This window comes from Saprospiraceae bacterium, assembly GCA_016719615.1.
Taxonomy (GTDB): domain Bacteria; phylum Bacteroidota; class Bacteroidia; order Chitinophagales; family Saprospiraceae; genus Vicinibacter.
This window is the reverse complement of sequence record JADJYQ010000001.1, coordinates 1,018,201-1,030,802: the sequence shown is the minus strand read 5'-3', so window position 1 is coordinate 1,030,802 and position 12,602 is coordinate 1,018,201. Positions and strand designations below refer to the sequence as shown.

Sequence of the window (12,602 nt, the reverse complement as noted above, 5' to 3'; positions counted from 1 at the left end):
TTGAAAGTATTAACAACTTTACCAACTAAAGCTTTTCGATCACAAAAATTAACATTAACAAATTGCATTTTCATTCAGTAAATACCTAAAACATATTCCTTATACAATCTCCCAGGAAGTTCCTCATCTAATATTACTCATATTAGTTCGACTTCCATTTTTGTTGAAATTGGATTACATACGTCGTTAATTGAAAGTATAACCTACAATTACTAAATATTAATCAAAAAACAAGCGAGAACATTTTCCAATATTAATAAATTTGACTGTCCATATATTTTATTTTCCTAAACTTAAGTCCCTTTTGTTCTTTTAGCATCCTCCACATGGGATCCGTCATTTTTATTGCAGTTGCATCCGCCTTATAATGCCCACTATGAGGATAAACCAGTAAGTTTCCTTTTTTGATTTGTATTTTTCCTGCACTATATACATCGCGACCTTGACCAGCAATCGTAGAGTGTATTAAATCATCATCACCCAGTTTCAATTCATATTTATCAAACGATAAAGTAAAATTCACAATGTTATCATTTTTTAAGCTCCTTTTTAATGCTTTCTTTGAAAGTGATTCAACATCCTCATCCGGAAATCCTCCAATACTTTTAAAGACAGAATTACCGAATTTATCCTCACCGCTCATTCGAAGCATTTCACACTCCCCAGATGGCTTACGACTATAGCGTTGCATAAATGCATTGTCGTCTCCAGAGTCGGCTTCAGAAACAACACTTCTCTTTGCTTTATAAATACTCACCCGTTGTTCGTCACTTACGACAGTCCCTTTGCTCTTTTTTAATGCTTTCAAAAAATCTCCACCCACTTCCTCAGCGCCTTTTGCATCTAAAGCAGCTTCATCCAAAACTGCTTCTTCCGGAGTTAATGCCCCATCTGTTAAAATGTCAGCGCCCACTTCAACACCTATAACCATAAGGATTGCAAAATCAGATAACACATCATGTCCGCTGGGATCATAGTATTTGATCGGGTTATTAAGTGTATAAGCATAATAGTTATAGGCATCTGTTTGCGTCATACCCCCACCCGGTCTGTCGTCGGCAGAAATAAAACGCGTCGTAACAGGATCATAATAACGGGCATTAAAATAATACAGACCAGTTTTATCCAATTCCTTACTACCGAATGTGTATCTAACTTTACCAGTTCCTGTTATTGCATATTGTTCACCGAATGGAGTATAGTGAATTTGCGTAGACAAACTTCCTTGTTCATTTGTTGTAAGACTAGTAGTGTTTACAAAATTCTGGTGGTAGTAGGTAGTTCTTGTGTTTTTAAAATTCGATTTTTTGCTTTTAACCTGTGTTACTGCTGCCACTATGTTTGTAGGTGAGACCACATATTTTGTATAATATGTAGAATCCGGTGTCATGCTAATTTCGTAATAAGGCGAAATATAAAGAGTCGTTTCTTTATTTTGCACATCGACTTTGCCGATACGTTGACCATTGTAATTATAAAGAAATATAAACAATGTGTCTTTCTTTTGGCGAATCCTTATCAGCCTATTAAAAACATCATAGTCATATGATAGGGCAGAAGAATCTCCTTTTAGTATCCTGGAGCGCTGTTGCAAATTTCCTTTTACATCATATTTTGCAGTAAATACTTGCTTCCCATTTTTGATGCCATTCGTTACCTGATAATTTTTGTAAGCAAACTGGATAGAATCTTTACCCAACAAATTGCCAGATAAATCGTATGTAAAAATATTTTTCCCATATTTGCCTACTGCAGTATCCAACCTGCCAGTTGGCTGATATGAGAAGTGCTGCGAAAAATCAGAATTTATACTATCTTGAATGGAAACAAGTTGATTTGCATCATTCCAAATATAATCGAGGTTTAATATTTGTTTGCCCTGTGCATCCGTTATGTCATATTGGTTTAATTTACCATATGCCAAATAATCAGCGTTTCTAACAACCTGATTGCCATATTGAATAGAAAGTTGATTGCCTTCTGCATCATACTGAAGGTAGTTTAAATAATGCTTAGATTTAAAACCATTTGCATGATCAGCCATAGAAATTTCTTTAAGTTGCTGATTAGGATAATAGCTATAAGACATTACTGAAGAATCAGGATATATGATATTCGAAGTACTTTGATTTGGGTTGAAGAAGAATGCTTCAGAATAGAGTACATTTTTTAGCTTTAAGGTACTTTTTATGTTTTGATTGTAAGAATTATATTGATAGGAATAAGTGATTCTTTCTTGTGGTGCAAACACAGAACACAATTTACTTTTTCCGTTTTTGGATTCTGGCAAATCATAATCAAACTGGTACAATACAACTTTGCCTTTTGATTGTAATAACAATCGATTCAAATTGTCATAAGTATTGACAATCGTATCTTGGTTATTTTTTATTAAAATAATTTGCTGCAAATTATAATTATAGATAAGTGAATCATTTCCACTGGACGGATTATGAGTAGAAGTGAGTTTACTGAGAGAATTATAGGTCTGTGCAGTTGTCAGTCCTCCCGGATCAGTGATGGAAATTTGATTACCTAATAAGTCATAGGTAAATATAGTATTTTGTCTTGATTGATTATTGTGCCGAACGATTCGCTTTGACGAATTAAAATAGTCGAAATAATAAATTGATGAAGACGAATCCTGGCTTCCAACCGCATCAAAGTAAGTAACTTGCTTCCCGTTGTAAGCCCATTTTGAAGTCACGCTTTCTGTATTCGATTTAGGATACGTCAGGCTACTGATCCTGCCATTAGGATCATATGTCCTGTAACTATAGAGAGCTAAATTAGTTTTCAGATATGGAGTAGATTGTCTGATAATTTTACCATGACCATTGTACGTTGTTTGTTGAAGAATTGTTTCCCCGTTTTGATCACTTTGTGTATTGAGGTAATTGCGCAACATTCCATCATAATATTGAGAACTAACATTCCATGATTGCCCTGCCCAATCATTTCGTTCAGCTTTTTGAACCTGATAACCAATTGAGTCGGGCACGTATAAAAGTTTAGCAAGGATTGTCATAACTCCACTGGTGTCGGGTCCCAAAATCAAACTATCTCTGCCTAAGGCATCCAATTGAATTTGAAAAATATTACTGTTAGCATCAATGGCCTGACTCACCTTGCCAAAAGCAGGATTGTAAAATGTTTTTACCACAAGCTTTTCTCCCCATTGATTTGGAGGCGAGATTCTACTTATTGGAAATGTGTTGTAAAAAGAATCATATTGGATAAAACTTGTATCTCCTGCAATATTGATATTGTACTTTTGATTGCCGCAAAGATCAAACCCTGTTTGCTGGGTAAGCCAGATATTATTTGTATTCAGCCATTGCGAAGATGATGTTTGGTTAAATGTAATTGAATCGTAAGTATACGTTGTCGCATTAAGTACATGCATTCCCTTTGGATCAGAAGCATTCACATTTGTCAATTGATATCCTATGTGCCAGTCTTCAGTATCATTGAGATAAGTCGCCAATGTGTTGACAACATTTTTAGACTGAGCTGTGTCACCCAAATCTGTGGTAAGTGTTTTATTCCCATAAGGGTCATACTGATAATTGTAACCCGTCGTATATTTATATGTATTGTTGTCGAAATAGCTTTTTCTGGACTTATCTACAGTAATATGGTAAATTTTTCCATTTGAATAATCAGCAGAAATACTATCGCTGTAATAATTTCTTGATGTTCGGAGAATATTACCCTCTAAATCAGTTAAAAGTGTGCTTTCCTGATTTCCAGTAAACGGGAAGTGTTGTAGATTATTTGTTTTTGAAACATTTTGTGCGGAGCTATCAATTCTTGTATTGATCTTAAATCCCAGCCAACCAACACCTAATATATCCACTTTTGCACCTTCATAGTGGTATTGGTAAGGATATCTATTTCCAAGCCCATCTGTTTGTGCATAAGCTGTTACTACGTACATACCATTTTGGGTAAATCGCATCGGATAATTAGATCCTTGAACCGGTGAGAGATTAAGTGCATTGAAAGAATTAAAAATACCTCTCCCAAAAGTGAGACCCTCTGCTGTTTCAGAAATTAAAGATTTCGTATAGATCGTATCATTAGAAATGGGTTGATATTTTAATTCTATATTACCCCCAACACCATTGCTAAAAAGCCATATCATATTGGGTAACTGATTATAATTTTTATATGTCTTCGACGAATCTGTAATTAGATATAATGACTGGGTATTCGCATTAAACACATCGGTTAAACCATCTCCATTAAAATCTCCTACCCAAATGCTTTGATTCGCAAAATTAAAACCCGTCAAAGGCCAAAACGAAAAATTAAAACCATTGGAATAGTATATCCCATATGTAGATCCACTACCACTTAGCAGATCCATCATACCGTCGGCATTATAATCACCTAGCCAACTGTTTTCCATATTAATAGACCCCGTATTAATGGGAACTCCGGATTGAATTCCATATCCATTCGACAGATATATTGAAAAAACTTGCCCGGTTTGGCCCACTAAATCAGCTAAATTATCTCCGTTGAAATCGGAAAAAAAATAAGAACTGTTATTATCAAAATGCGTATTTGCATAAATACCAGGTAAAAAGCCTTTTGCAATTGACCAATTAGACAAGTAAATTGAATCAACTCCAGCTGCTAAAAAATCTGCAAGTCCATCTCCATTAAAATCGGATATTAAATTCTTACCAACGTTTAATGCCGGAAATTGAAATGGGTAAAAAGCAGTAAATCCATTTCCTTTCGAGAAACTGATATAAGCTTCAATACCGGAAATGCTCAACAAATCACTTTTTCCATCCCCATTAAAATCCGCAGACCAAAAGCAGGAGCTACAGGAAGTGCTTGGCCATTTAATACTATCTGTTTGAATACTAATCCTGTTAAATGAAGTTCCTGTTGATAGAAATAAATTGGCTGCTGCACTTGAACCTGTAAAAACATCAGTTCGACCATCTCCATTAAAATCGGCAATAAATTCAAAATTACTTAAAATGATAGTTGTATCTAATGGAGAATTATGAAATCCTCCTTCCGACGCCAAATAGATGGATGAAATTTTACCATTGTTATTAATCAATAAATCTGTTCTGCCATCTGCATTAAAATCACCTTCAAATCCTGTTTCAGTATATGACCCGGGATAAGAAAATGACTGTTTGATCATTTGCTGTAGCCCATTCGTCCAATCATATGCATCTGCTGCATATACGACTCCATTCGCTCCGACTTCTTTGATTTGGGCTACCCTGCTGATATTTAAAGGCGTATTAGTTTGATAAACAATTTGATATTCAGTGATAAGGGTGGTGTCATTCTTTTCATCAATGATAAATGTCCTGATCTTTGATAATCGAGCCATGGTTTGCATGAGCCCGCCACCCAAATAGTGAACTGCTGTATCTGGTCTGGGTTCATAATAAAAACAGACTAATCGCTGCGCAGGCAAATTGGCCTTTTCATTAATTGTATACGATATTATATCCGGATATGACACACCTTTATTCGCAGTATTAGTGATCGGAGTTCCAGAAACGGTTTGTGGATTTTCTGTATAGCTGAATTGAATTTGATTGCCGTTTAAATCAGTTTGCTTATTAATAAACCAACTGTTGATGGAACCTGCTTTATTTCCACTTGAAAAAAGGGATCCACATGCGAAAACTTGTGAATCATCAGTATTGCCATATTCATAAACATTACCTTCCTTATCCGTCACAGTAAAACTGCAGGGGCCTTGCCCGCAATTTCCATTTGCAACAATCTTCGTCCAGGATTCAATTTCAGTATGGTACACAGCTCCTGAGGAAAAATATCCGTCACCTGTACTACTGACTTTCATTAATCGACTCGAACCAAGACTAAATCGATCATATGCATTATAATTAATGCCAGATTTAAAACCATCCTGTTGATAAGTAGCCCCAGTTCGATTTATACTTTGGATTCCACTCAAACTCATACCCTGCCCTAAAATGCCGTTTCCACCCTGACTGTTATAGTTGATTGTAAGTTGAGGTGCTGCATTATTTGTACCCGGAGGCACAGAGATATTTATTGAATAAGTGCTTCCTCCATTTTGATTTACTTTAAAAGCGCCATTTAGAGTAGACGTATAGGCAGACAACTGCGACTGTGCAAAAATAATATCATTTGTATTCCACACAATGGATAAAGAGATCACTAAGCTACATAGGTAGCGGTACATGGGGCTGTACATTTTATAATAATTTAAATTAAGTAAATAGAAAACTAAGTAAATAAATTAATGGTAATTACCGGGTTCATAACCTCTTCTGACTCACCGCTTCCATTTAAGTTCATCGTAAACCCTGACACTTCAAGGTAATATGATGTACCCTTTCCTGAAGGAGGTTGTAGAATGGCATAAAACCATTGATTTGCTTCAGCAGTAGAAGTTGTAGTCTCGCCCACTTCAGGATTGTTATAATAAATTATTAAAACCGTTCCATCATCGGAAGTGTACTTCAATAAACCTAAGGGGCCATATCCACTTTCTTTTCCAAAAGTAGCGATCAGCGTTTCAGCACTATCTCCCAATATGGAAGAAACTGGATTATTAACTGTTTTACCATGGTGCCGCCAAATATCAGTCTGACTAAAAACATGACTGGTATTATTGGCTACACTAATATTGATGGAGCAAGCATCATTGCTTGGAGAATAATTTGATGACATAACTTTAAATTTTAGAATAAATTAAGAAGCTTCAACGATGGTGATGGTCGCACTAAAAGAATTGACATTGGTAATATCCCAATAAATTTGAGTACTGTAAGAGCCATCACTCTGCAAGTATTCGATAGTATAATTCGGACAGCTGATTGCATTATATCCTTCATCTGGATTTGAATCTGGATGATTATACAAATGCCAGGTAATTTTAAATTGGGAACCATCAGGCATATTAAAATAGGATTCCCCCTGCGTTTCTCCTGAATAGCAATCAGATACTTGAAATGCCAAACTTGAAGCTCCGTTGTTTAAAATAGTAGGGAGAACAACAGGCGGACCTCCGTGTTCTACAGGATCAGGATTATAGTCTGTTGAAAAACCATTAAAGGTCATGTATCCTCCAACACAATTATTAATAATGTTGAGGACGAGCGTTGGGTTACTGGTCGTCATTTTCTGAGGTTTTAAGTATATTAAAAAATAATTAAATATAATTTTAAGCAAACTCTAAAGCACCGAGCTAAACTCCATTTATTATTCTATCTTAATCGCTATAAAACTTGTAATTTAAAAACCACCTTATCATTTAATACTTTTCGTTATAAATTCTATCAATGTTAGCCATATTAAGAAACTACCTTACAAAAGTCTTTCTGCATGAATTTCTGCATATATACCTACTAGAAATAGTAGTACCTTATAAAATTCAAAAACCAAAAGACTAAATTTAAGAATCAAAATAACATATGCTCATTCTTTCGTTCGTCCATTTAAATATTACAAAGGGAAAATAATTTCATGAACCTTAAAAGGGTGTTTTTCCTGTTTCTTCCAGGTGTTTTTCCTGTTTCTTCCGGATTTAAAAAATTCAATATATCTTGAATTCCAGCCCTTATTGCCAAATGGTATAAAGATGAGATATTGATAAGCGTCAAAAAATTGATGCCTTTTCATGAATCTAAGAAGCTAAAACAATTAACCTGGCAGTTAAATATGAATGCTCATCAAATATGAATCCAAATGCTTCTATTATATATCCTCATGAAATTTTTTAATTCGCACAAATTTCATTGCCCTACTTCCCGCTTAAATGTCTATTCAAGCTATTGAATCACTAAATTATTCAATTCATTCTTATCAAATTCGTCCATGTACAGTTCCATATACTCTGAGAGTTTTAAAAATTTCTCTTCTGCTGTCATCACGTCCAATTTGGTACCCATTTTAAGATATAAATCCCTAAAAGCGAGTTTCTCTGGTAATTCTTGCCAAAAAGTATCTTGGTCGTAATATTCAATTAAGATGTGCATTTCGTCTTCAAATGTAATCGTAGGATAAAATTGAGCATCTTCTTCTGAATATTCACAAACATTTTCGTCGCAATTTTTAAAAATAATTTGCTCGACATCTTGTTCCACTTTGAACTTTTCCTCAAAATCTACATGATTTGATTCCAACATCCATTTACCTAAAAATACCAATCTCGTTAAAGATTTAAACTGGTCTTCCGTAAAACTGAGATTTATGTTTTCCATCTGCCGTTTATTTATAAAATTTAAATATATAATACAAAAGTAATCGTCCGAAACATATTCGCAATGCAATATACCTTATAATCTGGCAAGAAACAAAACCCTAAACTCGAAAAAAATCAATCCACCCTGTACATTTAAGGATGGGCATTTTGCAAATAAAGGGTCATTGTACTGAAATCAAGCAATGCATTGCCCGATTTTAAAACATCTACGCCAATAAAACCAAATAAGACTTCCTTTGCACCTATATGTGCAAGTGATTCCCAGGCTGAATCCAGCGCCATGACAGCTACCACTAAATTGTCCATTTTGAAATTTCCTATTTCAAGCTTATTACCATATGAAGGTACATTCTCAATACCATGTGCCCCAAAACCGCCCCCGGTGAATTGTGCCTCTTCTTGTCTGAGATCCAATTTTAACGTTTCTATTTGTCTGGAATCCACGACCGTATGTCCTGCTCCCGAATCTAAAATATAAACGCCCTCGACATTGTTTATTTTTGCATGAATAAGCTGCTGGCCGGCGATATTTTGATGTAGGGCTATTGCTGTATATCCCATTGCGGAAAGTTTTGGAGGGAGTATTTCTGATTTTGCTGATGGGGGGTTCATGATTGTTGGTTTGTTATGATATTGTTTACTTTTTGCGATCGGAATTGATTTATCGCTTTTAGTTTGAATTATCCGATTCGCAATCCCTTCATCCGATTTTATGAATTTGTTTTCAGTTTCGTTATAAGGAATTGAATTGCATAAATGTCAAAAACAAAATTAGGGAATTATTTCGTATCGTGATTTGTTTCGGGATTAGATTTGGGATTCCGTTTGTTTTCGTGGGGGTTTGGGGTTTGGTTTCGTTTGGAATGGGTTGAAACCCATTCCTATTCATAGTTTTCGTTTCAATTTGTGTTTCTTTGGTTTCTCGTCTTTGATTTATCATTTCTGGATTTTCGTTTTTTGTCCGGCTGAAGCCGGCTTGGGGGTTTTAGGTGTTTTTAAAAAATTTAATTATTGTTACGTATAGTTATAATTACATGGGTATTACTATGCAATCCCGGATTCATTTTAATTTTGGATGGCTGTCTCTAAAATGGAAATGATGTACTTGTCAGTAATACTCAATTTTATCCAACCCAATTTAGCCGCCCCATTGTCAATTAATTTAATGCCGATGTATGCTATCCGATCATCAGGAAAAGAATGACAATCGTAATTGTAGCTGACTACTTTATATACCGATGTGTCAAGCGAATTATATACATTTTGCGCTGGAGGGGTGTAATTTTCATTATTCAAATCCAATTTCCCAGATAACCATGGACCCGAATTTCGGATCTCATCAAACCTGGCTAATACTTTAATATGCTTTGAATTTATAATACTCCTGATGGAATCAGTTGGACTTATCCTTTTACAAGAGTAAGTGTTTTTCAAAATAATATTCACCTTTCCTTGATAATTGGTATCGCTTTTTGTAAAGAGAAAAGCAGTATCTGAAATAGTTGCCACATAGATAAAAGCTAAATTATTCAGGCAACTGATATCTGCTTCAGGATGTTGACCAATAGCAGGAGATCCCCAAATATTACTTGTAAACTGAAAATCGCTTATCCCATTTTTGTCGATGTCTAAGGCAAATGAAACCGGAGAATGATAAGCACCTTCTATTTTAAAAGCATAAGATCTCAGGTTCATATTCTGGGTTCTATCAATTTGTATTTTTTCCGGATCTGCCAAACTGCCATCCCCACAGGAAATTACTCCTATTAATACCATTGAATGTAAATAAATATGCCAAGGATAAAATTTAACCATAGCTCGCAAAATATTCTGAAAATTAATCACCTACGACAAAGTTAAAAATAATCTAGTAAAACTCGATTTACTTCTCTTCTTCTAATTCGCCTTGGGATTGGTCTGATTGTACTCTATTTATCGATAATTCAATACGTTGTTATCCCAGGCTTAAAATCTGTTTACCCGACCTCAAATAAAATAAAATTACTCAATTCATGAAATTGCCTTAAATTACAGGATATAAATAGTAATAATTTATGAAAGTTTCAATCCTATTATTCGCATTAATAATCTCAACAAGTTATTTCGGCATTTCACAAAATCTATTAACAAGTGTTGCAGAACGTATAGATACGATAGTGGTGTACGACACGGAAACAAAAATTGAAGAAATTAAAATATTACATATAACATTTGCGCAGCTGGATGCTGACTTTTGCGATTCCTTTCATCAAAATTTTAAAGCTACAAGCAGTTATTTAAGTGTGACACAGGCAAGAAATTTATCAACAATCGATTTGAATTGCAATGGATTATTACAAAAACAATGGGACGGTGATTGGGAAATCAAATCATTTGAGCTCATTCTTAAAAAACCCAACCAGGTTCAAAGAAAAATAACTAATAAAGGATGGAATTTTAATGAAGAAACCAAAATGTTACTGACTGAAGTCAATCAAGGGGATATCCTTGCTTTCGAGCAAATTCAATTAGCCCATCCGAAAAAAGGTCATGCATCATTAAGATTTATGATGGAAGTAAAGTAAATAAAAGTACTTTAAATATTTGGCATCCCTTTTATTTTTACTGCCATTACAAGCCATAGATGAATAAGAGATCTTGCGCCAATATGATCTTCTTAGTTGATTCTCTTCCCCGGCATCTCCCTTCCGCCTTGATAAAGTGTCAAACTTTCTACTTTACCATCTTTGCTAAAAAAACTGATTTGCGCAGGGACAACTTTTAAGATGAAATCGGTATTAGATTTTGCAAACAACTCAAATTTTTCCTGCCCTGTAGCCTGGCCAAAAAGTTGATTTCCATTTTGAGTAATGGCGATGGTAAAGTTAGGTGCCAGTTCATACACTCCAACATAGCTCGCAAGTACACTTTCTTCAAGCTGGATCTCTTTTATCGATTCGCCAACACCCATTTTTGCCAACATCTCCACTGCATTCGTATTGGCAGGATTAAGCTCTAGTGATTTTTTGTAATTGATGATGGCAGCTTCTTTCTGGCCGTCTTTCATCATTGCTTCAGCATAGCTGTCATATACATTATCTGATTTGGGAAATTGATCCACATTAATTTTAAATACTGCTATGGCTTCTGCCATTTTTCCTTTTCCCATGTAAACATATCCCAGTGCGTTGATGGCAGATTCATCAAATTCATACATGGATTCTTCCATTTTAATTTTTGCGTAAATATTCAATGCTGCGTCTGCGCCTTGCTTATCCAATGCTTCTTTAATGTTTGCAAGGCCAGATTTTTTGACTTCGATCAATTTGGCCGTTGAGTTGAGTAAGCGCATTCCGATGTCGTCAGCACCAATATCAGAGTTTGTCAGGACTACTACTCCTTTTCCTATTTCTTTTACAAAGCCGATAAAGGTTCGGTAGCCTCCGGTTCCGCCACTGTGGGTAATAATGTCACCTTCAGCCCCTTTGCTAATGTGCCAACCCAGTCCAACCGATGTGCCTTCACCGGCTTTATCATGTTGAACCTGATGCGTCAGCTGCATCGCAGGAAGTAATTTGCTTTTGTTCAATCCAAGATTTGCTGCAACATAATGCAACATATCGTGTAAGGAACTTCTAATGGCACCTGCTCCGGCCAATGTTGGAATATCCCAATTTGATACTTGTTCACCATTGCTGTAACCCATCGCCAGATTCTGTTTCATTCTTTTATCCAAGGTAATTTTAGTTTCCTTCATCTGTAATGTTGCGGTAATTCTTTCCGTGAGTAAAGATTCATATGATTTGCCTTCATGGAGTGAAAGACAATGTCCCAACAGGCCTACCGCCAAATTGGAATATTCATATTGCGAACCAATTTCGCGAGTCAATTTGAAGTTATTTAAAAAATCATACATTTGTTCAACTGTATAATCAGCATAAGGATTGGCCGGGTCTTTAGGATTAAAATGGCTGGGCATCCGAGGCAATCCGGAAGTATGATTGGACAGTTGTGCAAGGGTAATTTGTTTACCATCTTTCGTTGGTAATTTTACATTTGATGGAAGATAACTTTGTGCAAGGTCTTCCACTTTCAACTTTCCTTCAAGTACCATTTGCGCCAGAAGAATCGCTGTAAATGTTTTAGATATAGAGCCTATCTCATAAATGGAATGTTCGTTAACCGGTTCCCCGCCTTTGGTTTTATTACCGAATGAATAATATTGAGATCCATTCTTATCAACTATGCCCACCACAATACTCGGTAATTGGCCATACTCTATTCTTTTTAATATGCTTTCATGAATCTCCGTTGGAAGTTTTTGCTGTGCGAATACAAAATTGAATATAAGTGCATAAGCGAGAAGGAATGCGGTTCTTTTCAT

The 12,602-nt window shown here is 35.4% G+C and carries 8 protein-coding genes; 1 reads left to right on the top strand and 7 read right to left on the bottom strand.

Going from position 1 to position 12,602, the window contains the following annotated elements:
- Positions 1–253: 253 nt before the first annotated feature.
- The 6 genes from IPM92_04195 to IPM92_04170 all read right to left on the bottom strand — a co-directional run bounded on the left by IPM92_04195 (position 254) and on the right by IPM92_04170 (position 10,015).
- Entirely contained in the window at positions 254–6,214 is a 5,961-nt protein-coding gene (locus IPM92_04195) for a VCBS repeat-containing protein (protein MBK9107589.1), read from the bottom strand.
- 44 nt (positions 6,215–6,258) lie between these two features.
- The gene (locus IPM92_04190) at positions 6,259–6,705 is read right to left on the bottom strand and encodes a hypothetical protein (GenBank protein ID MBK9107588.1); all 447 of its coding nucleotides are present in this window, start codon (positions 6,703–6,705) and stop codon (positions 6,259–6,261) included.
- 21 nt (positions 6,706–6,726) lie between these two features.
- A complete protein-coding gene (locus IPM92_04185) occupies positions 6,727–7,155 on the bottom strand; it encodes a hypothetical protein (protein MBK9107587.1) in 429 nt (142 codons plus the stop codon).
- A gap of 650 nt (positions 7,156–7,805) precedes the next feature.
- The gene (locus IPM92_04180; protein MBK9107586.1) at positions 7,806–8,237 is read right to left on the bottom strand and encodes a hypothetical protein; all 432 of its coding nucleotides are present in this window, start codon (positions 8,235–8,237) and stop codon (positions 7,806–7,808) included.
- Between the two features lie 134 nt (positions 8,238–8,371).
- Positions 8,372–8,851: a clan AA aspartic protease gene (locus IPM92_04175; protein MBK9107585.1), complete on the bottom strand. Its 480-nt coding sequence runs from the start codon at positions 8,849–8,851 to the stop codon at positions 8,372–8,374.
- A 453-nt stretch (positions 8,852–9,304) separates the two neighbouring features.
- On the bottom strand, positions 9,305–10,015 hold the full coding sequence (locus IPM92_04170) for a hypothetical protein (GenBank protein MBK9107584.1): 711 nt from the start codon (positions 10,013–10,015) through the stop codon (positions 9,305–9,307).
- A gap of 278 nt (positions 10,016–10,293) precedes the next feature.
- Between IPM92_04170 and IPM92_04165 the strand changes: the two genes are divergently transcribed.
- Positions 10,294–10,803, top strand: coding sequence for a hypothetical protein (locus IPM92_04165; protein ID MBK9107583.1), 510 nt, complete (start codon positions 10,294–10,296; stop codon positions 10,801–10,803).
- Between the two features lie 92 nt (positions 10,804–10,895).
- On the opposite strand, the gene IPM92_04160 is transcribed toward IPM92_04165, so the two are convergent.
- The gene (locus tag IPM92_04160) at positions 10,896–12,602 is read right to left on the bottom strand and encodes a serine hydrolase (GenBank protein ID MBK9107582.1); all 1,707 of its coding nucleotides are present in this window, start codon (positions 12,600–12,602) and stop codon (positions 10,896–10,898) included.

What these genes read in the sequence shown, in the direction of transcription:
- IPM92_04175 (MBK9107585.1), bottom strand. Translation starts at nt 8,851, where the DNA reads ATGAACCCCCCATCAGCAAAATCAGAAATACTCCCTCCAAAACTTTCC.
- IPM92_04185 (MBK9107587.1), bottom strand. Translation starts at nt 7,155, where the DNA reads ATGACGACCAGTAACCCAACGCTCGTCCTCAACATTATTAATAATTGT.
- IPM92_04165 (MBK9107583.1), top strand. Translation starts at nt 10,294, where the DNA reads ATGAAAGTTTCAATCCTATTATTCGCATTAATAATCTCAACAAGTTAT.
- IPM92_04160 (MBK9107582.1), bottom strand. Translation starts at nt 12,602, where the DNA reads ATGAAAAGAACCGCATTCCTTCTCGCTTATGCACTTATATTCAATTTT.
- IPM92_04195 (MBK9107589.1), bottom strand. Translation starts at nt 6,214, where the DNA reads ATGTACCGCTACCTATGTAGCTTAGTGATCTCTTTATCCATTGTGTGG.
- IPM92_04180 (MBK9107586.1), bottom strand. Translation starts at nt 8,237, where the DNA reads ATGGAAAACATAAATCTCAGTTTTACGGAAGACCAGTTTAAATCTTTA.
- IPM92_04170 (MBK9107584.1), bottom strand. Translation starts at nt 10,015, where the DNA reads ATGGTATTAATAGGAGTAATTTCCTGTGGGGATGGCAGTTTGGCAGAT.
- IPM92_04190 (MBK9107588.1), bottom strand. Translation starts at nt 6,705, where the DNA reads ATGTCATCAAATTATTCTCCAAGCAATGATGCTTGCTCCATCAATATT.